Genomic DNA, 21,084 nt, shown 5'->3' on the forward strand with positions numbered 1-21,084 from the left:
CGATGACCGGCAGCACCCAGCGCCACCTCGTCGTCGTGGGCGGCGGCATGGTCGCCCAACGACTCGTCGAGGCCCTGCGCGCCCGCGACACCGACGCGTCCTGGCGCGTCACCCTGCTCGCGGAGGAGCCCCGCGCCCCCTACGACCGGGTGGCACTGACCAGCTACTTCAGCGGCCGCGACGCGGACGACCTCGCGCTCGGCGACCAGTCCCTGTGGCGTGACGAGCAGGTCACGCTGCGGCGCGGCGTCGCGGTCACGGAGATCGACCGTGAGGCGCGGCGCGTGGCCTGCAGCGACGGCCGGACCCTCGCCTACGACGCGCTGGTCCTCGCCACCGGGTCGTTCGCGACCGTGCCGCCCGTCGAGGGCAAGGACGTGACCGGCACCTTCGTCTACCGCACCATCGACGACGTGGCGGCCCTGCGGCAGTACGTCGAGGACGCCCGCCCCCAGCACCGCCGCCGCCTGCGCGGTGCGGTGATCGGCGGTGGCCTGCTCGGCCTGGAGGCGGCGGGCGCGCTGACCGCCCTCGACGTGGACACCACCGTCGTGGAGTTCGCGCCGCGGCTCATGCCGCTGCAGGTCGACGCGGGTGGCGGCGAGTCGCTGCGGCGGCTCATCGAGGCGCTCGGCGTGGAGGTGCGCACCGGCACGGCGACGCAGCGGATCAAGGCCCGCCGCGGCGTCGTCGCCCGCATGGACTTCGCGGACGGCGGTGGGATCGACACGGACGTCGTGGTGTTCGCGACGGGTGTGCGTCCCCGTGACGAGCTGGGCCGCGCCTGCGGTCTGGAGATCGGCGAGCGCGGCGGCGTCGTCGTCGACGAGGCCTGCGTCACCAGCGACCCCGCCGTCTACGCGATCGGGGAGGTCGCGTGCATCGACGGTCGCGTCTGGGGCCTGGTCGCGCCCGGCAACACCATGGCCGAGATCGTCGCCGACCGGCTGCTGGGCGGCACCGCGACCTTCCCGGGCGCCGACACGTCCACCAAGCTCAAGCTGCTCGGCGTCGACGTCGCGAGCTTCGGCGACGCCTTCGCCACCGCGGACGGCGCCCTCGAGGTGACCTATGCCGACCCGGTGGCCGGCGTCTACAAGAAGCTCGTGATGAGCGACGACGCCCGCACCCTGCTCGGCGGGATGCTGGTGGGCGATGCCAGTGCCTACGCCTCGCTCCGGCCGATGGTGGGGCGCCGGCTCGGGGCCGACCCCTCGTCATACCTCGTCCCGGAGGGCCTGCAGGCCGACCCGCACGCCACGGCCGAGCTGCCGGACGACGTGGGCGTCTGCTCCTGCAACAACGTCACGGCGGGCACGATCCGCTCGGCCATCACCGAGCACGGCTGCACCGACCTCGCCGAGGTCAAGGCGTGCACCAAGGCCGGCACCAGCTGCGGCTCCTGCCTCCCGCTGGTCAAGAAGATCGTCACCTCCGAGCAGGAGAAGGCCGGCCTCGAGGTCAACCGGTCGCTGTGCGAGCACGTCGAGCTGTCCCGCGCCGACCTGTTCAACGCCGTGCGCGTCACCGGGGAGCGGAGCTTCAGCGAGATCATCGCCCGGCACGGCAAGGGCCGCGGCTGCGAGATCTGCAAGCCGGTCGTCGGCTCGATCCTGGCCAGCCTGGAGACCGGGCACATCCTCGAGGGCGAGCAGGCGGCCCTGCAGGACACCAACGACCACGTGCTCGCCAACATGCAGAAGGACGGCACCTACTCGGTCGTCCCCCGCATCGCGGGCGGCGAGGTCACCCCCGAGGGGCTCATCGTCATCGGCGAGATCGCCCGCGACTTCGGGCTCTACACCAAGATCACGGGCGGCCAGCGGATCGACCTGTTCGGGGCGCGCATGGACCAGCTGCCGGCGATCTGGCGGCGGCTGATCGACGCGGGCTTCGAGTCGGGGCACGCCTACGGCAAGTCGCTGCGCACCGTGAAGTCCTGCGTCGGCTCCACGTGGTGCCGCTTCGGCGTGCAGGACTCGGTCAAGCTGGCGATCGACCTGGAGCTGCGCTATCGCGGCCTCCGGGCGCCGCACAAGATCAAGCTCGGCGTCTCCGGGTGCGCCCGGGAGTGCGCCGAGGCGCGCAGCAAGGACGTCGGGATCATCGCGACCGAGAACGGCTGGAACGTCTACGTCGGCGGCAACGGCGGCTTCACCCCGCGCCACGCCGTGCTGCTCGCCGAGGACCTCGACACCGAGACGCTCGTCCGCACCGTGGACCGGTTCTTCATGTACTACATCCGCACCGCCGACCGCCTGCAGCGCACCGCGCCCTGGCTCGAGGAGATCGAGGGCGGCCTGGACCACGTGCGCGAGGTGATCCTCGAGGACAGCCTCGGCATCGGCGCGGACCTGGACCGGGCGATGGAGCGCCACGTCGAGTCCTACTCCGACGAGTGGCGCGACGTGCTCGAGGACCCGGTCAAGCTGGCCCGGTTCACCTCCTTCGTCAACGCCCCCGACCAGGCCGACGGCGACCTCGTGTATGTCGTCGAGCGCGGCCAGCGTCGTCCGGCGACCCGTGAGGAGCGCGAGGCCGCCCGTCGCGGCGACGGCGACATCGAGGTCGTCACCTCGCAGGGCCACCCCGTCGAGCCGGGCAGCAACCAGCCGGGAGCCCCCGTGCTGATCGGTGGGACCACCCTGGAGGTGCGGCGATGAGCGTGACCTGGACCGACGTGTGCGCCCTCGGTGACCTGCAGCCCGAGCGGGCGGTCCCGGCGCTGGTGCAGGGCTGGCAGGTGGCGATCGTGCGGCTGCACGACGACACCGTGCACGCCGTGGGGCAGCGCGACCCCTACTGCGACGCCAACGTCATGTCGCGTGGCCTCGTCGGCTCGGTGACGGTCGAGGGGCGGGAGGTCCCCGTGATCTTCTCCCCGATGTACAAGCAGGCCTTCGACGTCCGCAGCGGTCGCGCCGTCGCGGAGCCGAGCGTGGGCCTGGGCTCGTGGGCCGTGCAGGTCATTGCGGGACGGGTGCAGGTCGGGCCGTGCGTGACCGAGCCTGCGGGCGTGGCGCCGGCGGAGCAGGCCGAGGTGGCGGCGGCCTCCTCCGAGCGGGCCCGCCAGACCGTGGAGGGATGGGCCGTATGACGCGCCCGCCCGTTCCCCTGTCGACGCCCTTCGGCACCCTGGTGCTCCCGCACCGCCCCTCCGGCTCCGGGTCCACCGGCACGTCCGGCTCCGGCTCCGGCAACGTTTCCGGCAACGTTTCCGGGCCGAGCGGTTCGGCCGCCTCTGACAGCTCGCCCGGGGGCGCCCCGTCCGTGGGCGAGGTGTGGCTCGTCGGTGGCGGACCCGGCGACCCGGACCTGCTGACGGTGCGCGCCCGACGGCTGCTCGACGAGGCCGACGTCGTCGTCCACGACCGGCTCGGACCGGTCTCCGTGCTCACCGAGCTCCCCGAATCCGTCCAGCTGGTCGACGTCGGCAAGCGTCCGCACCACCACCCGGTGCCGCAGGAGGAGATCAACCAGCTCCTGGTCGACCACGCCAAGCGGGGACGAAAGGTCGTGCGGCTCAAGGGCGGTGACCCCTTCGTCCTCGGTCGCGGCGGCGAGGAGCTGGCGGCCTGCCACGAGGCGGGCGTCGCCTGCCACGTCGTCCCCGGCATCAGCAGCGCGGTGGCTGCCCCGGCGGCGGCCGGCATACCGGTCACGCACCGCGGCCTGTCGACCGGGGTGGTGACCGTCTCCGGGCACGACGAGCTCGACCTGCCCGCGCTGGCCACGACCCCGCACACCGTCGTCGTGCTGATGGGGATGGGGCGGCTGCACGAGATCACGGCGGGGCTCGTCCGGCACGGCCGTGATCCGCAGACCCCCGCGGCCGTCATACAGCAGGCGTGGACGCCCTGGCAGCGCGAGGTGCGGGCCCCGCTGTCCGAGCTGGCCGGCGCCGTCGCCCGGGAGGGGCTGACCAACCCGGCCGTCATCGTGGTCGGCGCCGTCGCCGGGCTCCCCGCCCAGGTCTCGGGCGTGCAGGTCTCCGGCGCCCAGGTCTCCGGCGTGCAGGTCACCGGCGCGCCGGACCAGGGCGCGGGCGCATCCGCCGCGGCCGGGGCCCCAGCGGGGAGACTGTCGGCATGAGTCTCGTCGCGCCCCGCACGACCCTCGCCGAGCCGGAGCCGGTGCTGCTGCTGACCGCGCACGGCACCCGCAGCCCCGAGGGTCAGCGCACCGTCACCGGCATCGCCGAGCGGCTGAGGCGGCGTCGGCCTGACCTGCGGGTCGAGCTGGCCTACGTCGACGTGCAGGAGCCTCACGTCGCCGACAGCGTCGCCGCCCTCACCGGGGCGGGCCTGCGGGTCGTCGTCGTGCCGATCCTGCTGTCGCTCGGCTATCACGTCGAGGTCGACATCGCCCGGGCCGTCGCCGGTCGCGAGAGCGCTTGCGCGACGGGGGCGCTCGGCCCCGACCCGATCCTCGCCGACATCCTCGTGCGCCGTGCCGAGGGCGCCGGCGGCGGGCCCGGCGACGCCCTCGTCGTCGCCGCCGCCGGGTCCAGCCGCGAGCGCGCCCAGGCCGACGTCGACGCCCTGCTCGACGCCGTGCGCTGCCGGTGGGCCGGACCCGTGACCGTGGGATACGGCTCGGCGGCATCCCCCACCATCGCTGACGCCGTGGCCGCGGCCCGTGACGGCAGCCCCCGCAGGGTCATCGCGGCGTCATACCTGATCGGCCCCGGCCACTTCGCCGACGTGATCGCCCGCGCCGGCGCCGACCTCACGACCCGCCCCCTCGGCACCCACCCCGAGCTGCTGACGCTGGTCGAGCGCCGGTATGCCGAGGGCCTCCAGCGCCTCGCCCGCGTCGCCAGCCCGCTCTGACCGCGCCCGCTCAGAGCGGCGCCGGATCAGAGCAGCGCCGGCTACGCCGACGGTGAGGACCCTGACGGCTGCTCGGCCACCGCGCCGCCGGCGACGCCCCGGTCCACCGACGCGCGCTCCGCAGCGATGCGGGCGACGAGGGCCTCGGCGCGCTCGATCGAGCCGAGGAGGGCCAGCAGGGCGCCCTTCTCGCCGGCGGGGAGGCTGGCGGTGTCGATGACCCGCCACCGCAGGTCCTCGAAGGACGACGGGGCGGTCTCGCGGGCGACCGTCTCCGGCCGGTCGATCACGTGGTCCAGCGCGACGTCGACGCGCTCGAGACCCTCGGCGATGTAGGCCTTGCCCGCTGGGCTGAAGTCGTCCCGCTCCACCCGGCGCGCGATCTGGTGCAGGCTGTCCGCGAGCGAGGTCGTGAAGTCGGCCTCCTCGATCAGGCTGCCCACCAGGTCCATCTGGGTCCGGTCCAGGTCGTCCGTGAACAGCTCGGCCGAGTAGGCCCGGATCTCGCGGGACAGGGAGTCGGTCGCCTCCCAGTGCTCGGCGGTGTCCTTGGGCGCCTGCTTCTCGCCGCGGGCCATGGCGATGAACAGCGCGCCTGCCTCGAGCACCCGACCGGACTCGGCGCGCACCGCCCCCACCGCGCGCGGGAAGTCACCCAGCAGCGAGCGGTCGAGGTACTTCGGCTCCGCGTAGTCCTCGGCGTCCTCCGCGTCGGTGTGCCCGATCCGCGACAGGACCCGCTCGAAGGTGCTGACGAAGGGGAAGAGGATGAGCACGTTGAAGATGTTGAAGAAGATCGAGAACATCCCCACGGCCACCGGGACGAGCGGATAGGTCTCCTGCCCGTCCACGACCACCGCCGCCCCCCGGGTCGCCGCCGAAGAAGCCCATCGCCCACTTCAGCACCTGGATGGCAGGGAAGAAGAGGGCCAGCACGACGCACACCCCGATGAAGTTGAAGGCGATGTGGGCGTAGGCCGTTCGCTTGGCGTTCTTGGACAGGTTGAGCGAGGCGATCCAGGACGTGATGGTGGTGCCGAGGTCGGCGCCGATCGCGAACGCGATGGCGGTCTGCCACTCCAGGACCCCCGAGGCGCCGAGACCCATGACGATGCCGATGGTCGCGGAGGACCAGTGGATCATCGCCGTGATGAGGGCGGCGATCAGGGCGCACGACACGACGCCGATGAACGTGGTCGAGTCCAGGGACGACAGCACGTCCATCACGGCGGGCATCTTGCGCAGCGGCTTGAGGCCCCCGGTCATGAGGTTGAGGCCGTAGAAGATCAACGAGAATCCCATGGCCGCGAGCGCGATGTTGCGCACCTTGTCGACCTTGGAGAAGCAGTAGACGCACGCGAAGATCCCGGCACTCAGCAGCCCGATCGGTCCCAGCGGCAGGGCGATGAGGCCGTTGCCGAGCGTGGTGCCGATGTTGGCGCCCATGATCACGCCGATTGCCGAGCGCAACGACAGCACACCGGCATTGACCAGACCGACCGTCATCACCGTCATCGCGGTCGACGACTGGATGATGCCCGTGATGATCGTGCCGGCGACGACGCCCTTGGCGGGGGTGCCGGCCATCGTGGCGAGCCACGTGCGCATCTTGTTGACGGACAGCGCCTGTATGCCGTTGTCCATGAACTCCAGGCCGAGCAGGAAGATCCGGAGGCCGCCGATGACGGGGACCAGGATGTCCTTGAAGATGTCGACGTCCATGCGTGCTGTCCTGACTGTGACGGGTGGGCTGTGACGGGCGGGCTCGGAGGTGGGGCGAGCTCGGGCGAGCCGGACGTGAGGCGGAGGTGCGAGGGCCGATGTCAGCGAGGGGCGTACGGCAGGTGGCCGCGCCAGTAGGTCTCGACCTGCCCCACGGCTGCGCCGGGCAGGGGCAGGTAGCCCGCACGCTCGTGCAGGTCGGCGCTGTCCTCCAGCACGAAGCGGAGGAAGTCCAGGGCCTGGCGCGCCTCCGTCTCTCGGACCGGTCGGCGCTCGACGAGGGCATAGATCGGGACGGTCAGCGGATAGGCCGCGCGCTCGGCGGAGGTCGGCGCGAGCCCGACGTAGTCGTCACGCCCCGCGTAGTCGAGGCCCGCCACCGAGACCCGCATCGCGGCGTCCGTCGGGCCCACGAAGGCGCCCGCGGCATTCTCGAGCTGCGCGAGTCACAGCCCCGACTGCTGGGCCTGCGTGCGTTCGACATACCCGATCGATCCCGGACGCTGCCGCACGGCCTGCACGAGACCGCTCGACCGCTCGGCGGCCACCCCGCCCTTCCAGCTGACGAGCGCGCCCTGCCCCGCGGTCCAGCCGGGTGCACCGGACAGGTAGCGCGTCAGGGCGGCCGTCGACCCGGACCCGTCGCTGCGGTGCACCGCGGTGATCGTGGTGGACGGCAGTCGCGTGCCGGGGTTGAGCGCCGTGATCGCCGGGTCGTCCCACCGGGTGATCGCCCCCGTGTAGATCCCGGCGAGCGTTGCCTGGTCGAGCCGCAGCGTCGCGCCCGGGGGCAGGTCGAGGTTGTGCGCCACCGCGAGCGCCCCCACCGCGAGCGGGAACTGGACGACCTGACGCTCGTCGAGGGCGGCCTTGCTCAGCGGGTAGTCCGAGACGGCGAAGGCGACGTCGTCCTCGGCGAGGCGCATGATCCCGCCCATCGACCCGACCGGTTCGTACTCCAGCCCCGAGCCGTCCAGCACCCAGTCGTTGCCGGTCGCTCCGGGGCGGTCGGGGTTGTCGGCCGACGCGGCCGAGCGATAGGCCTCGATCGATCGGTCGATGAGCGGCTGCCCCAGCGTCGACCCGCTCCCGGCGAGCCGGTCCTGACGCCCGGCGGCCGTGAGGGCCACGACGAGGGCGCCGACGACCAGGGCCACCAGGATCGGCACGACGAGGCGGCGACGACGGGCGTCGTCGGTCCGCAGGACGGGGATCCCATTGAGGGGTGAAGCGAGCACCGCGGCTCCTCGGGTGCGTGGGGGTCGACCGGCGCGGGGGCGCTGCCTGGACGGTAGGCAGGTCGGACGTCGCTCACCCGAATGGCGGATGAACGACGGTGGCGCACGACGTGAACGGATCCCCTCACGTGGGGCCGCCTCAGGTCTCTGGCACCACCCGTGTCACGCTCCCGAGCGCGATCGGGGAGACTGGACCCATGGCCAGCGCATACCCGCACATGATCTTTGCCACCGAAGCCGCAGGTCTCGACAAGGACCGCCTCGTGGCCCTGCTCGACGAGGCCGTCCCCGGCGGGTCCACCGAGCAGACCGCCCTCAAGCTGACGTGGACGCGTGACGGCTACGCCTACACCTACTGGTTCGAGGACGCGGACCGCGTCGGCGAGATGTACGCCGACTACCTCCCCGAGGGCGCCCGCCGCCGGCCCGTGATCAACGCGACCACCGTCATCGACATGTCGGGCGCTGCGGACGCGAGCGGCGAGCACGCCGGCGAGGCCCGCGGGATCGTCGAGCACCTCGCCGCGCAGGACGGGGTCCACGTGTTCGCCGAGGCCACCAAGCGCTTCGTCGGGATGTCGTATGGCGACGAGCCCGCACCCGAGCCCACCCCCACGGCGACGGCTGCGACAGAGCCCGCCTCCGTCACGCCCGAGCCGGTCCAGCCCGAGCCGGTCGTCGAGGTGGCCGAGCCGACGACGGGCGACTTCGGAGAGCCCGGCATCCGCGTGGACGAGCCCTCCGAGGACGAGGTGGTCGCCCAGCCGACCACACCCGAGCCCGCCGCTGCGCCTGAGCACCAGCCGGGTGACTTCGGCGAGCCGGGCATCCGCGTGGACGAGCCCTCCGAGGACCTCGTGGACACTCACCCGGCGGCCCCGGAGCCTGCCGCCGCGTCCGCCCCCGCCCCGTCGCCGGAGCCGCAGCCCGCGCCCACGCCCGTCGAGCCCATAGCGCCGGAGCCCCAGGTCGCCCCCGAGCCGGTCGCCCCCGAGCCGGTCGCCCCCGAGCCCGTGCTGCCGGAGCCCGAGCTCGCCCCGGAGCCTCCGGTCCAGCCGGAGCGCATCCCTGGGCAGCTCCCCACGACCCCGGAGCCGGCCCCTACCCCGCAGCCCCTCCCGGACGAGGAGCCTGCACCCACGCCCGAGCCCGAGCCGATGCGCGAGCCTGCACCGTCTCCGGAGCCTGCGCCCACGCCCGAGCCGACCCCTTCACCGGAGCCCGAGCCCGAGCCGCAGCCCCTGCCGCGGGCGGAGCCCATCGCCCAGCCCGAGCCCATCCCCGCTCCGGAGCCGGTGCCCGAGAAGGGCTTCCTCAAGAAGCTGTTCGGCCGCCGCTGACGACAGCAAGTGACCCGGCGGGACGCGTCGCACCGCCAAACCGGCCGTTAGCCAGCTCAAAGTGCCCCGTCGGGTCACCCCCAGCACCCAATGGGGCGCTCGCGGGTCATCGCCACCACCAACGGGTGGAGAACACCACCCATGACGGTGGCTAAACCCACCCGTTCACGCCTCCGCGCCCTCGGCCCGCCCCAGCACCACCCCGCGGCCGCCGACGGCGACACGAAGTGACCCGACGGGACGCGTCGCGCCGCCAAACCGGCCGTTAGCCAGCTCAAAGTGCCCCGTCGGGTCAACCCCGTCGACCAATGGGGCGCTCACGGCTCACCGCCACCACCAACGGGTGGAGAACGCCACCCATGACGGTGGCCAACTCCACCCGTTGGCGCGCACCAGGCGTCGGGTGCGGCATACGGCCAGGACCGGCGTCAGTGGCTGAGGTCCTTGGCGCGCGTCTCCGGCAGCGTGAGCACGGTCGCGGCCGAGATCAGCAGCGCCACGATCGCGTACGTCGCGAACGCCCAGCGCCACTCGACCGCCGCCGCGAGCCAGTTCTGCACGTAGGGGGCGGTGCCGCCGAACAGCGCGATGCAGATGGCGTACGGCACACCCACGCCGGTGGCCCGCACGTCGGTGGGGAACATCTCGGCATACACCGCCGGCGCGATGGCGAGATAGCCGGCGAGCAGGATCAGCATCACCGAGATCGCCAGCGCGAGCTGCCACATGGTGTGGCCGATGAGCGCGGTCATGGGGATGTAGAGGACCGCCGACCCGAGCAGCGCTATCAGGATGGGGATCTTGCGGCCGATGCGGTCGGACACGAGACCCCACACGGGCAGCGCGAGGATAAAGACGGTGTTGCCGATGATCGAGGCCCAGAAGGCGTCGGTCTTGTCGAACTTCAGCACCTTGATGGCGTAGGCCGGGGTGCTGACGGACCACACGTAGTAGGTGATAGTCAGGCCCATGGTCATGCCGATGACCTGCAGCGCCTGGCGCTTGTGGCGCCACACGCCGGCGAGCACGTTCTCGCGGGGGGCACCCTCGCCGCCCACCTCCTCCTCGAAGATCGCGGACTCCTCGAGCCGGGTGCGCATCCACAGCGCGAACAGCCCGAGCACGGCCCCGAGCGCGAACGGCACGCGCCAGCCCCACGCGTCCATCTGCGCGTCGCTGAGCGTCGTCTCGAGGATCAGGCCGAGGAACATGCCGATCAGCAGGCCGACGGTGCCGGAGACGTAGATCGAGGACGCCCAGAACCCGCGCCGCTCGCGGGGTGCCTCCTCCGCGAGGTAGGTCTGTGCCGAGGGCAGCTCGCCGCCGTGCGCCAGGCCCTGCAGCAACCTCGCCACGAGCAGGATCACCGAGGCCCACACCCCGACGGCGTCATACGTCGGCGCGACGGCGATGAGCAGCGAGCCGCCCGAGGCGAGCATGACGGCGACCATCAGGGAGTGCTTGCGCCCGATGCGGTCGGCGAGCCAGCCGAAGACGTAGCCGCCGAAGGGCCGGGCCACGAACCCGACCGCGAAGATCGCGAGGGTGGACAGGAACGCGGAGGCGGGGTCCGCCTTGGAGAACAGCTGCGCCGCGATGTAGGTCGCGAAGGTGGCGTAGACGTTCCAGTCGTACCACTCGAGCGCATTGCCGACGCCGGTCCCGAGCAGCGTCTTGCTCCGGCTCGGGGCGGGCCGTGCATGGGCGGTGGTGGCGGGTGTGCTCACGGTGGTGTCCTTCGTGGTGGGGAGAGCGGCCGTATGCCGGATGCTCCCCCATCCCACCCTCCCGTCTGCCGAACGGTCACGCCAGGACGGGGGAACGTCGTCGAAAAGTGACCGGCCTGTGCGGGGTTCGGGTCTGGCGGTGCGGCATACGGGGTAGCCGGAGAGGAGCGCCGGACCAACCCGCAGGAGGCAATCGTGCCCGAGCAGACCGACTCCATCGCCGCCGGACGGCGGACCGCACCCCGACGGCTCGTGCTCGTCCGCCACGGCCAGAGCCTCGGCAACGTGGCGGACGCCGAGGCCCGCAAGGCCGGTCACGGCAGGCTGGCGCTCGACTACCGCGACGCCGACACCCCGCTGTCGGACCTGGGCACCGAGCAGGCCACCGCCCTCGGGGCCCACCTGGCGCGGTTGCCCGAGGCCCACCGCCCCGAGGTGATCCTGTCCTCGCCGTACGCGCGGGCGCGGGGTACGGCCGAGACGGCCCTGCGGGAGGCGGGGCTGGACCACTCGCTGGTCCTCGACGAGCGGCTGCGCGAGCGTGACCTGGGGATCTTCGACGGGCTCACCGGCGACGGCATCCGGGCGGAGTACCCCGAGGAGGCCGAGCGCCGCACCAAGGTCGGCAAGTTCTACTACCGGCCCCCGGGCGGCGAGTCCTGGTGCGACGTGGCCCTGCGCGTCCGCAGCGTCCTCGCCGACATCCGCCAGGAGTACGCCGACGAGCACGTCTGGATCTTCAGCCACCAGGCCGTGATCATGAGCTTCCGCCTCGTCCTGGAGGGCCTCGACGAGGAGGGCATCATCACGATCGACAACGAGACGCCGCTGCCCAACTGCTCCATGACGTCCTACGACCGGGCCGAGGACGGCTCGCTCGCGCTCGACACCTATGCCGAGACCGCCGCGCTCGAGGACGCCGGCACGCAGACCACGCGTGAGGAGCCGGTCGCCAAGGACGCGGACCGGTGAGCCGGCAGCCCGAGGTCGTCTCGTCCGGACTGCTGCGCGGCTGGGAGCTGCCCGGCCACGGCGGCGACAAGGAGAGCAACGGCCGCGTCCTCGTCGTGGGCGGCAACGTCCGCATGCCCGGCGGGGTCGTCCTCGCCGCGGAGGCGGCACTGCGCGCCGGCGCCGGCAAGCTGCAGATCGCCACGGTCGAGCCGCTGGCGGTGCCGATGGCGATGGCCATCCCCGAGGCGTATGTCGCCGGGCTGCCCGCCGACGACGAGGGCAACCTCGCGCCCGAGGCCGCCGACGAGATCGTGGACCTCGCGCAGGGGTGCGCCGCGGTGCTGCTGGGCCCCGGGGTCATGTCCCCCGAGGCGTCGGTGGCGCTCCTCGAGCAGGTCGTCCCGCGCCTCGACGTGCCCGTCGTGATCGACGCGCTGGGGATGGCCTATCTCACCGAGCACCAGGACGGCGTGCAGCACCTCGACGGTCGAGTCATCCTGTCCCCCAACACGAGCGAGCTGGCGCACACGCTCGGCGAGGACGACGACGCCGTCTCGCAGGACCCGATCGGCGCCTCGCTGCGGCTCGCGCGCCGTGCCGGAGCCGTCGTGGTGTCGGGCGCGTCCACGACATACGTCACGACCCCCGGCACCAGGGCGACCGCGGACCTGTGGGCCGTCCAGACCGGGGGTGAGGGCATGGCCGTCAGCGGCTCCGGCGACGTCAAGGCCGGCATGCTGGTCGGGCTGCTCGGGCGTGGCGCGGAGCCCGCCCAGGCCGGGGTGTGGGGCGCCTATGTGCACGGCCGCGCGGGCGAGCGCCTGGTCGCGGTGCACGGACGGCGCGGCTTCCTCGCCCGCGAGCTGCTTGCCGAGATCCCACGGGCGCTGGCCGAGCTCGACGGGTGAGCGTCCTCCTCGGGACCTCGGGCTGGTGCTATGCCCACTGGGACGGCGTCCTCTACCCGCCCGGCATGCGTCCCGGGGACCGGCTCGCCTGCTACGTCGCGGAGCTCGCGACCGTGGAGCTCAACGCGAGCCACTACCGCTGGCCCCGGGACGCGAGCTTCGCGAGCTGGCGGCGGCGGTTGCCCGAGGGCTTCGTCATGACGGTCAAGGCGCCGCGCGGCCTGACCCACGCCAAGCGCCTCTACGCCCCCGAGCGGTGGTCCGAGGTGATCGCCCGCGGCCTGCACGAGCTGCGGGGACGCCGGGGACAGCTCCTGCTGCAGCTGCCGCCCACGATGGAGCGCGACGACGCGCGCCTGGCCTACGCGCTCGACGCCCTGCCGCCCTGGATCGAGGTCGCCGTGGAGCTGCGGCACGAGTCCTGGCACCGCGAGGAGGTGTTCGCGCTGCTCGAGCGGCACGGTGCCGCCTACGTCGTCATGTCCGGGGCGCACCTGCCGTGCGTCCTGCGGGCGACGTCGCCGCTGGTCTACGTGCGGTGGCACGGCCCCAGCCACGACCATCTGTATGCCGGCAGCTACGGCGACGCCGACCTCGACTGGTGGGCCGATCGCATCCGCGAGTGGCAGGGCGCGGGGCACCGCGTGCTCGGCTACTTCAACAACGACGGGCACGGTCACGCGGTGCACGACGTGCGTCGGCTGCGCGCCCGCCTCGGCGTCTGACCCCACCCCCGCCGACCGTCAGCTGCCAACTCCCCTCTATTGCTGCTGGGTTGCATTATCGTGTGGCCATGGCTATCGACATCCACCGCGCGACGACGCCGCAGGACCTGGCCGGCGCGCGCGAGCTCATCCTGACCAGCGTCCACGACGACCAGGGCTACGGCTTCCAGCCCCAGTGGCACTGGGACCTCGACCACCTGACCGAGGTGTATGTCGACAACCCCCGGCAGGCGATGGTCGTCGCCGTCGACGAGGGCACCGTGGTCGGCACCTGTGCCGCGGGGATCGGCGGCTCCGCCAGCCCGCCGCACCCCGCCTGGCTCGCCGATCACTACGCCGACCGGGCGAACGTGGTGCAGCTGGTGCGCCTGGTCACCGACCCCCGCCTGCGCCGCAAGGGCCTCGGCCGCCGCCTCGTCGACGCCACCATCGCGTTCGTCCGCGCCGAGGGCGGGTATCGCGTCATCTACCTCCACACCAACGCCAAGATCCCTGGCGCGCTCGAGTTCTGGCGCGGTGCAGGCCTGGTCGAGACCTATGACGCCCGCGGCGACGAGGGGGACGATCGTTTCGAGACGGTCCACTTCGAGCTGCCCCTGCACGCGACCGTGCCCGCCTGATCCCGAGTCGGCGACCGGCGGCACGGCATACGGCCCCGCTCCCTCCGCACGACGAAGGCCCCCGCCGGACTCCGAGGAGTCGAGCGGGGGCCTTGGTCGCCCGGTCGGGCGCGTCCGAGCCAGGAAAGCGGCCCTGCCAGGGAGATCAGCTAGCGTCGAGCACGGTCGGCCAGCTGCCACCGACGGTGGGGTCCTGGCTGGTGGGCCAGCTGCCGCCCACCGTGGGGTCCTGGCTCGTGGGCCAGCTGCCACCGACGGTGGGGACCAGAGCGAAGGCTGCGAGGGTGAGAACGGCGATGGCGCGAGTGGCCTTGGCGATCATGATGGGAATCTCCTACTGGCGGGGGGATGCGGCAAGCGGTACGTTACTCGCGTTGTCAACAGTTGGGAATAGGTCATGAGCGACGAGAACGGTTTCGGAGTAGCGCTGCGCGCGGCGAGGGTCGCGGCCGGCCTGTCCCAGTCAGAGCTGGGGGAGCCGGAGTTCTCCCGCAGCTACATCTCCCTCGTGGAGTCAGGGCACCGCGCGCCGAGCCGCGAGATCGTCGAGCACGTCGCCGGCAGGCTCGGCCTGTCGGTCGAGCACGTCCGGGCCTGGGCGCTCGCCTCCGGCAAGCGCGGCGACGCCCGCGCCGCGGTGCTGCAGACCGAGGCGCTCAGCGTCCTCACGACGCACACCTTCGAGGGTGCCATCAAGGCTGCGTCCGACCTGCGCGACTTCGCCCTCGAGGCCGACCGCCTGGACCTCTGGTGGACCGCCGCGCTGATGGACCTCACGCTGCGCATCGAGAATGACTTCGCCGACCAGGTCGTCGAGCAGGCCCGCGCCCTCGTCGACCACTGGTTCACGCAGCAGTCCACGATCCTGCAGGGTCGGGTGCGCACGGTCCTGTCGGTCGCCCTGCGCGTCACCGGCGACCTGGAGGGGTCCGTCACCGAGGCCCGGGCCGCCGTCATGGCCTTCCGCACCACCCCCACCTGGCGCTCGACCGGCGTCGCCGCCCTCACCGCGCTCGTGTCCGCCCTCGGGCAGCAGCACCGCTACAGCGACGCGATCAGCTGGGCGCCGGACCTCGCCCGCGGCGCCCAGGATGCCCCCAACCGGCTCGAGGCCGGCAACGCCTACTGGGCCCTGGCCAACCTCGCGCTCTCGACCGGAGACCCCGAGGCGGGGCTCAGCTACTACGACCAGGCCATCGCGGCCATCGACCCGGACGGCCACCTGCGCCGGTGGGGTCGGGTACACCGCGCCGCCGCGGACTTCCGGCTCAAGGCGGACGTCGACCTCGACGCCGTGCCGGGGCTGCTCGCCAAGGCGGCGACGGCCTTCTCGCTCAGCTCGGCCCGCAGCGACCAGGTCGAGCTGGACCTGGTGCAGGGCAAGTACGCCTGCGCCACCGGCGACTGGGCGCAGGGGCGTGCCCACATGGAGCGGGTGCTCGAGGACGGGCACCTGCTCGCCGCCTCCGACCTGGCCGACGCCCACCATCACCTCGGCACCGCGCTGGGCGAGCTGGGCGATCACCGCGGGGCGGCCGAGCACCTGCAGGAGTCGGTGCGCCTGCTCCTGACGCTGACGTCTACCAACGCCGGGCCCGCCTGAGCCGCCGCGCACCGTCACCACCTGTCGTTGCGCATTCACACTGAGTCGCCGAGTTGACACTTTGTGTCGACGCGCACTCCCTCGCGCCATTTGTCACCACTGACGTTTGTGAACGATCCAAACGGGTCCCCAGACGCCATCGGTGACCAATGGTGTGCGGTGGGAGGGAGGACGGGACCCCCACGGCGCCGGCGCGGTCGAGCTGGTCGACGGACGCCTGCAGGACCCGCTGCGGCCCCGGTCGACGCGATCAAGGTGAGGACGGTGCCGGCCATGAACGTCCGGCGAGCGGTGCTGCTGCTCATGACGTCTCCTTGGGTGGTCGGTGTGCCTCCACCCTCCCTGGAACGTCCCGACCCGCGCCTCCCCCAGAAGGATGAGATCGCGGACGCCGGTCCACCCACCCGGAGGAGGGCGTGACCGGGCGTCACAGGGGCCCGACGGAGCGCGTCGAACCGCGCGTCGCCTCGGCCCTCGAGCCCGATCGCGAGGTCAGCCGGCGTTGATCCCCTGGGTAAGGCCCTCGGCGTTGCCCTCCTCGTCGGACTCGCCGGGGGTCTCGGGGTCGCCCGAGGTGGGCTCGGGCACCTGCTCGGTGGGCTGCTGGCCGGCCGGCTCGCCCCCCTCGTAGCCACCCTGGTCGTCCACACCCGTGTCCTGGTCCGCGTCCGGGTAGGCCGGGCGCTCGGCCGCGCTCTGGCCCGCGCCGGTCGGGTCGACGTCGTGGAAGGGCCCCTGGTCGGGCTGCGTGGTCTGGTCCGTCACGTGCGGGTTCTGGTCGTTGTCGCTCATGCGCCTGGGCATACCCCACCGCGTCGGGGGTCACCCGCTGCGGCCGGGGCGCGCGGCATACGGTGGGGGCATGGATCTCAAGCCTGCCTCCGACGTCTCCACCGCACCGCTCACCGTCCTCGGCCTGGCCGGCGGCTTCGCGCTCGCCCGCGAGACCGGCATCCGCCCGCTCGGCGGCGTGCTGCTCGGCGCCTGCGGCCTCCTCGCGGGGCGCACCTGGCTCGCGCGGACCGACCCGGGGACGACCTCCGTGCTGGCCGTGACCTACCTCGGCGGGTTCGTGGGGTCGCACCGGCTGGCCAAGAGCATCGGCGCCTGGCCTGCCGTCGGTGTCGTGACGGCGGCCTCGGCGGCCGCCTCCTGGGCCCTCTGCGACGCCCGGGACTGAGCCGTCGACCCACCCGCAGATGGAGGAGCCCGTATGCCGATCCCCACGCCCCTCAACGGCGCCGTCCTCGTGGTGTCTCCGCACCTGGACGACGCCGTCCTGTCCTGCGAGACGCTCATCGGCCGCGAGGCCCCGCTCGACGTCCTGACCGTCTGCACGGCCCGCCCCGCCCAGCCCATGGTCACCGAGTGGGACACACTGTCCGGTTTCCAAGACTCGGACGAGGCCATGGAGGTCCGGCTCGCCGAGGACGACGCCGCGCTCGCCGGGACGCCGCACCGTCGGCACCACCTCGGCCTGCTCGACCAGCAGTACCTCACCGCGGGCCGGACCCCCGAGGACGCCGCCACCCTCACCGCCTGGGTCGATGCCTGGCTGCGCGAGCACGAGGGCGGCCTGGTGCTCCTGCCGACCGCCACCGGGGTGCTGCCCGACCCGCCGCTGCCCCGCCGACCGTTGGGCGTGCGGGCGGCCCGCCGCCTGGCGCGGCTCGGGCTGCGGGCTGGGCGCAGCGGCATACGGCTGGTGCGCGAGGCCCTGTCCCGGGGGGAGGCCGAGGCGATGCCACCGGCCACCGGGGAGCACGCCGCGCCCGTCGGCGCCGGCGTCAACCCCGACCACCGCTGGGTGCGGGACACGCTCACCGACCACCTGACCGGCCGCCTGAGCGGCCGCCTAATCAGGTTCGGCTACTACGAGGACGTGCCCTACGGCTCGGCGCGGCCGGGGCAGGACGAGATAGACGGCCTGGTCGAGCGGCACGGGTTCCACGTCGAGGCGTATGCCGTGCCGGTCGACCGCGTCGTCAAGGCGCGCCGGATCGGTCGCTACGCGACGCAGGTGGAGCCGCTGCGCTTCGGCCCGCACGGACTCGACGAGCCAGAGGGGCTGCCCGAGCTGGAGCGCTACTGGCTGGCCCGTCCGTGGGAGGCCGCCCTGGGGATTCCAGGACAATTGCACCACGGCCATCACCCCCGGTCGTAGGCTTGAACCAGGGGGTGGTGTCCTGTGCCGATCGTGGTGGGCATTCCGACGTACCGACGCCCTGAGCTGCTCCGGGGGCTGCTGCTCGAGGTGACGAAGCAGGCCGAGGGCCATCCGGTCTCGGTGGTGGTCGCGGACAACGACTGCGACCCGGCCGTGGAGCGAGTGGCCGAGGAGGTCGGGCGCGGCACGACGGTCCCGATCACGGTGCGTCCCGTCCGTGAGCGAGGCATCTCGCAGGCGCGCAACGCCCTCGTCACGACCGCCTACGAGGTCGACCCGGATTGGGTGTACCTCGTGATGTATGACGATGACGGCCTCCCCGAGCCCGGCGCCCTCATGGCCCTGGTGGACTGCGCGCGACGCTACGACGCCGACTGCGCGAGCGGGCCCGTCGACATGGGCATCAACAAGTCCTACCCGACGCTCGTGCGGTCCTACCTGCTGGCCAGCTCGGTCCTGCGCCGCGAGGGCCTGGTCTCCTCCCTCGACGGTGGGCAGAACCTCCTGCTCTCTCGCCGGCTCGTCGATCGGATGCCGCGACCGTGGTTCGCCCCGCACCGTGGGCTGTCCGGCGGGGAGGACTTCGCGTTCTTCCTGCGGGCCCGGTCGCTCGGAGCACGGTTCGCGTGGTCGCCCGCCGCCGTCGTGAACGAGCCGCTCCCCCCGCACCGGTTGAGCAACCGGGGTGCGCTGCTGCGCGCGTTCGAGGAGAACGCCGCCAACGCCGACACCGAGGTCGAGTTCTTCGGCTACGGCCACACGTTGGCGACGCTGGGTCGCTCGCTCGTGTGGCCCTTCGTCAACGTGGCCGGCGCCGTGCACCACCGCGACCCCGAGCGGCTCGCCGGGGTCGCGGTGTCGCTGTGCGGTGTCGCCGGGCGGGCGGCGGGGCTGGCCGGCCATCGGCCCAGGCCCTATCTCTGACGAAGCGTCCGGGCCGCGAGGGCCGGATGACCAGACGTACCTACCGGGGGCGGGATCATCAGCCTGGCGAACTAACCCCGGTCGATGCCCCTACCCCCGGCGGGATCATCAGCCTGGCGAACTAACCACGGTCGATGCCCCTACCCCCGGCGGGATCATCAGCCTGGCGAACCGACCCTGGGCTAGCCCTGGGCCTCGCCGAGGCGCGCTTCGGGCGTGAGCTCGGCGGGGAGACCGCCGCCGGTCGCAGCCCGGGCAAGAGCGCGACCCAGCGCAGGTGCCTGCTTGAACAAGTTGTGACCGGCCACAAAAGAGACAGAGCCTGCCTCCCATACGGCCACGCCGTCCTCACTCCACGGGAGGTCGGTCACCCAGCAGTGAAGGAAGTCGCGCGGCTCTGGGTGGAGACCGGGCAGCGCCCGTGTCGCGTATTCGCGTGCGCGTTCGTCCAGCGATCGAATGGCCGCAGGGTCGATGAAAGTTCCGTCGTCGCGGACGCCGACGGTCTCGCTGAGTCCGACGGAGTAACTGCTGTTGCCCGGTAGCGGCGTCGCGTAGACGCCGACTTCGCCGAAGACGCCGCTGCTGTCCTGCAGGCACGCGACTCGTGCCGGGGCGGCGGCTTTCACGTCGAAGGTCAGCCGGACGTGTGCGGCAAGGCGAACCGGCAGCGACAGGCCGACGCTGCGTGCCAGCCGGGCGGTTTCGCGGCCGGCGCACACGACCACCTTGGAGTAGACAGCCCGGTCGGTGACGCTGCGCACCTCGACCGTCCCGTCGGCGCGGGGATCGATGGAGATGACCTCCCCGGTGGTGACCGCATCTGCGAGGGCACCCGTGAGTGCCGTGATCGCGGCGCGGGTGCGGATCGCGCCGCCCGACTCGTCGAGCACCGCTGGCCCCGAGTACCCAGCGAGCAGCGGCATTCGCTGGGCGACCTCGGCCGCGTCGATCTCGTGCGCCTTCACGCCGCCAACCTGATCGAGCACCCGCAGCCGCGCCAGGGCGCTGTCTCCGATCGCCAGGACACCGTCTGATGAGACCAGCTCGACGTCGAAGTGTTCGGCCCACTCATCCCATACGCCGCGGCTTTCGCGCGCGAAAGCGACGAGTCGCGGGTCGTCGTGGGCATGCCGGAAGATCCGCGACTCGCCTGCGGACTGACCCGTCCCGGGCAGACCAGCCTCGTACAAGCGCACCGGCACGCCCTGCTCCCGCAGCGCGTACGCCGTCGACAGACCGACGATCCCGCCCCCGATCACTGCTACCTCGGGTGAACGCGTCGTGGCAACGCCGTCGTCAGTTCCGGTCATCGCGGTTCCTCGATCTGTTGGTGATGAGCGATAGGCCGCAAGAGAAGGGGCCGCTGCCACGACGTCAGCGGGCTGTGCAAGCCCGAAGTCACCGCGCGCAGCGACCCCTCCTCTCTGGGCCAGTACTCCCGGTCTGTGGTGTCAGGCGGGGAGCTTGAAGCCCAGTACGTCGAGCTTCTCGATCGTCGGTTCGGAGAACAACGTGCCGGTCTGCTCGCCGAGAGCTACCGCAACAGGGCCGGACAGGTGGGCGTCACGTCCGGCGTCATCGGGGAACACGTCGAAGATCCCGAACGAGGTCGGCCCGAGGCGGATCGCGAACCACGCGGTGGTCGCCTGCTCGTCATCAACAAGCGCACGGCCGCTGTCAAGGAAATCCTTCACGTCGTCCTCCTTCCCGGGCAACGCGTCAAACCTGACCAGCAATCCCTTGGTCACACTCATGACTTCTCCTCTTCCTTTGTCGAGGTGCCTGCGAGCTGGGACACTATCGCCTCGGAGAACGCCGGCAGGTCCTCCGGCGAGCGGCTGGTGATGAGATTCTTGTCGACCACCACGTCCTGGTCGACGACGTCGGCGCCGGCGTTGCGCAGGTCGGTGCGAATGCTCGGGAACGACGTCAGGGTGCGACCGGCGGCCACGCCGGCCTCGATCAACGTCCACGGCCCGTGACAGATCGCCGCCACTGGCTTGCCGCTCTCGACGAAGTCGCGGACGAAGGAAACGGCGTCCTCGTCGACCCGGAGCTGGTCGGGGTTCACCGTGCCGCCGGGAAGCAGCAGGGCGTCGTAGTCGCCCACCGAGGCGTCGGCGACCAACCCGTCGACGGTGAACGTGCCCGCTTCATCCAGGTCGTTCTTACGGGCCTTGATCTCGCCGTCGTGGATCGAGAGGACCTCGGTCTGAGCGCCCGCGCGGTTCAGCGCTTCGCGGGGTTGCTCGAGCTCAACGCGTTCGACTCCGTCGGCGGCGAGGATCGCGACCCTCTTGCCTTGAAGATCTGCTGCCATA

The 21,084-nt window shown here is 72.4% G+C and carries 22 protein-coding genes; 13 read left to right on the forward strand and 9 right to left on the reverse strand.

Annotated elements, in window-relative coordinates; genetic code table 11:
• Positions 1 to 2 precede the first annotated feature (2 nt).
• Genes nirB through B4E97_RS04470 form a run of 4 tightly spaced genes read left to right on the forward strand, consistent with a single transcriptional unit; the run spans position 3 to position 4,832 of the window.
• On the forward strand, positions 3 to 2,663 hold the full coding sequence (nirB, locus tag B4E97_RS04455) for a nitrite reductase large subunit NirB (protein WP_286958846.1): 2,661 nt from the start codon (positions 3 to 5) through the stop codon (positions 2,661 to 2,663).
• Positions 2,660 to 3,097, forward strand: coding sequence for a nitrite reductase (NAD(P)H) small subunit (locus B4E97_RS04460; protein ID WP_286958848.1), 438 nt, complete (start codon positions 2,660 to 2,662; stop codon positions 3,095 to 3,097). The genes nirB and B4E97_RS04460 overlap by 4 nt, the downstream gene beginning before the upstream one ends.
• A complete protein-coding gene (cobA, locus tag B4E97_RS04465; protein WP_286958849.1) occupies positions 3,094 to 4,092 on the forward strand; it encodes a uroporphyrinogen-III C-methyltransferase in 999 nt (332 codons plus the stop codon). Before B4E97_RS04460 ends, cobA begins: the two co-directional genes overlap by 4 nt.
• Positions 4,089 to 4,832 (forward strand): sirohydrochlorin chelatase, encoded by a 744-nt coding sequence (locus B4E97_RS04470; RefSeq protein WP_239265758.1) that lies wholly within the window; start codon positions 4,089 to 4,091, stop codon positions 4,830 to 4,832. Before cobA ends, B4E97_RS04470 begins: the two co-directional genes overlap by 4 nt.
• A gap of 651 nt (positions 4,833 to 5,483) precedes the next feature.
• On the opposite strand, the gene B4E97_RS04475 is transcribed toward B4E97_RS04470, so the two are convergent.
• The 3 genes from B4E97_RS04475 to B4E97_RS04485 form a co-directional block, all read right to left on the reverse strand.
• Positions 5,484 to 6,554: a Na/Pi cotransporter family protein gene (locus B4E97_RS04475; protein ID WP_286958850.1), complete on the reverse strand. Its 1,071-nt coding sequence runs from the start codon at positions 6,552 to 6,554 to the stop codon at positions 5,484 to 5,486.
• 101 nt (positions 6,555 to 6,655) lie between these two features.
• Positions 6,656 to 6,967 carry a hypothetical protein gene (locus tag B4E97_RS04480; protein WP_286958851.1) on the reverse strand — a complete coding sequence of 104 codons (312 nt, stop codon included), beginning with the start codon at positions 6,965 to 6,967 and terminating at the stop codon, positions 6,656 to 6,658.
• 33 nt (positions 6,968 to 7,000) lie between these two features.
• Positions 7,001 to 7,792: a phosphate ABC transporter substrate-binding protein PstS gene (locus B4E97_RS04485; protein WP_286958852.1), complete on the reverse strand. Its 792-nt coding sequence runs from the start codon at positions 7,790 to 7,792 to the stop codon at positions 7,001 to 7,003.
• A gap of 197 nt (positions 7,793 to 7,989) precedes the next feature.
• Between B4E97_RS04485 and B4E97_RS04490 the strand changes: the two genes are divergently transcribed.
• Positions 7,990 to 9,132, forward strand: coding sequence for a hypothetical protein (locus tag B4E97_RS04490; RefSeq protein ID WP_286958853.1), 1,143 nt, complete (start codon positions 7,990 to 7,992; stop codon positions 9,130 to 9,132).
• A 428-nt stretch (positions 9,133 to 9,560) separates the two neighbouring features.
• On the opposite strand, the gene B4E97_RS04495 is transcribed toward B4E97_RS04490, so the two are convergent.
• The gene (locus B4E97_RS04495; protein ID WP_286958854.1) at positions 9,561 to 10,859 is read right to left on the reverse strand and encodes an MFS transporter; all 1,299 of its coding nucleotides are present in this window, start codon (positions 10,857 to 10,859) and stop codon (positions 9,561 to 9,563) included.
• A 195-nt stretch (positions 10,860 to 11,054) separates the two neighbouring features.
• Between B4E97_RS04495 and B4E97_RS04500 the strand changes: the two genes are divergently transcribed.
• From B4E97_RS04500 to B4E97_RS04515, 4 genes are all read left to right on the forward strand, one after another.
• Entirely contained in the window at positions 11,055 to 11,831 is a 777-nt protein-coding gene (locus tag B4E97_RS04500; protein ID WP_019287496.1) for a histidine phosphatase family protein, read from the forward strand.
• Positions 11,828 to 12,721, forward strand: coding sequence for an NAD(P)H-hydrate dehydratase (locus tag B4E97_RS04505; RefSeq protein WP_286958855.1), 894 nt, complete (start codon positions 11,828 to 11,830; stop codon positions 12,719 to 12,721). The genes B4E97_RS04500 and B4E97_RS04505 overlap by 4 nt, the downstream gene beginning before the upstream one ends.
• Complete coding sequence (locus B4E97_RS04510; protein WP_286958856.1) at positions 12,718 to 13,446, forward strand: DUF72 domain-containing protein; 729 nt, start codon at positions 12,718 to 12,720, stop codon at positions 13,444 to 13,446. The genes B4E97_RS04505 and B4E97_RS04510 overlap by 4 nt, the downstream gene beginning before the upstream one ends.
• Positions 13,447 to 13,514: 68 nt before the next feature.
• Positions 13,515 to 14,066, forward strand: a complete 552-nt coding sequence (locus B4E97_RS04515) for a GNAT family N-acetyltransferase (protein ID WP_286958857.1) — start codon at positions 13,515 to 13,517, stop codon at positions 14,064 to 14,066.
• Between the two features lie 145 nt (positions 14,067 to 14,211).
• Here the strand turns inward: B4E97_RS04515 and B4E97_RS04520 are convergent, their stop codons facing one another.
• The gene (locus B4E97_RS04520) at positions 14,212 to 14,388 is read right to left on the reverse strand and encodes a hypothetical protein (protein WP_019287500.1); all 177 of its coding nucleotides are present in this window, start codon (positions 14,386 to 14,388) and stop codon (positions 14,212 to 14,214) included.
• 75 nt (positions 14,389 to 14,463) lie between these two features.
• Between B4E97_RS04520 and B4E97_RS04525 the strand changes: the two genes are divergently transcribed.
• Positions 14,464 to 15,669 (forward strand): helix-turn-helix domain-containing protein, encoded by a 1,206-nt coding sequence (locus B4E97_RS04525; protein ID WP_286958859.1) that lies wholly within the window; start codon positions 14,464 to 14,466, stop codon positions 15,667 to 15,669.
• Between the two features lie 492 nt (positions 15,670 to 16,161).
• On the opposite strand, the gene B4E97_RS04530 is transcribed toward B4E97_RS04525, so the two are convergent.
• The gene (locus B4E97_RS04530) at positions 16,162 to 16,461 is read right to left on the reverse strand and encodes a hypothetical protein (RefSeq protein WP_019287507.1); all 300 of its coding nucleotides are present in this window, start codon (positions 16,459 to 16,461) and stop codon (positions 16,162 to 16,164) included.
• 70 nt (positions 16,462 to 16,531) lie between these two features.
• On the opposite strand from B4E97_RS04530, the gene B4E97_RS04535 reads away from it, so the two are divergent.
• The 3 genes from B4E97_RS04535 to B4E97_RS04545 are packed head-to-tail and all read left to right on the forward strand — an operon-like array spanning position 16,532 to position 18,760.
• Entirely contained in the window at positions 16,532 to 16,849 is a 318-nt protein-coding gene (locus B4E97_RS04535) for a hypothetical protein (RefSeq protein WP_239266235.1), read from the forward strand.
• 33 nt (positions 16,850 to 16,882) lie between these two features.
• A complete protein-coding gene (locus tag B4E97_RS04540; protein WP_239266232.1) occupies positions 16,883 to 17,833 on the forward strand; it encodes a hypothetical protein in 951 nt (316 codons plus the stop codon).
• Positions 17,834 to 17,869: 36 nt separating this feature from the next.
• Positions 17,870 to 18,760, forward strand: coding sequence for a glycosyltransferase family 2 protein (locus B4E97_RS04545; protein WP_286958860.1), 891 nt, complete (start codon positions 17,870 to 17,872; stop codon positions 18,758 to 18,760).
• Between the two features lie 182 nt (positions 18,761 to 18,942).
• On the opposite strand, the gene B4E97_RS04550 is transcribed toward B4E97_RS04545, so the two are convergent.
• From B4E97_RS04550 to B4E97_RS04560, 3 genes are all read right to left on the reverse strand, one after another.
• On the reverse strand, positions 18,943 to 20,073 hold the full coding sequence (locus B4E97_RS04550; RefSeq protein WP_286958861.1) for an NAD(P)/FAD-dependent oxidoreductase: 1,131 nt from the start codon (positions 20,071 to 20,073) through the stop codon (positions 18,943 to 18,945).
• Positions 20,074 to 20,214: 141 nt separating this feature from the next.
• Positions 20,215 to 20,517: a putative quinol monooxygenase gene (locus B4E97_RS04555; RefSeq protein ID WP_286958862.1), complete on the reverse strand. Its 303-nt coding sequence runs from the start codon at positions 20,515 to 20,517 to the stop codon at positions 20,215 to 20,217.
• The gene (locus B4E97_RS04560; protein WP_154592201.1) at positions 20,514 to 21,083 is read right to left on the reverse strand and encodes a type 1 glutamine amidotransferase domain-containing protein; all 570 of its coding nucleotides are present in this window, start codon (positions 21,081 to 21,083) and stop codon (positions 20,514 to 20,516) included. Before B4E97_RS04560 ends, B4E97_RS04555 begins: the two co-directional genes overlap by 4 nt.
• Position 21,084: the final 1 nt, after the last annotated feature.

The sequence above is a fragment of the Arsenicicoccus sp. UBA7492 genome, from assembly GCF_002479615.1.
GTDB classification, from domain to species: domain Bacteria; phylum Actinomycetota; class Actinomycetes; order Actinomycetales; family Dermatophilaceae; genus Arsenicicoccus; species Arsenicicoccus bolidensis.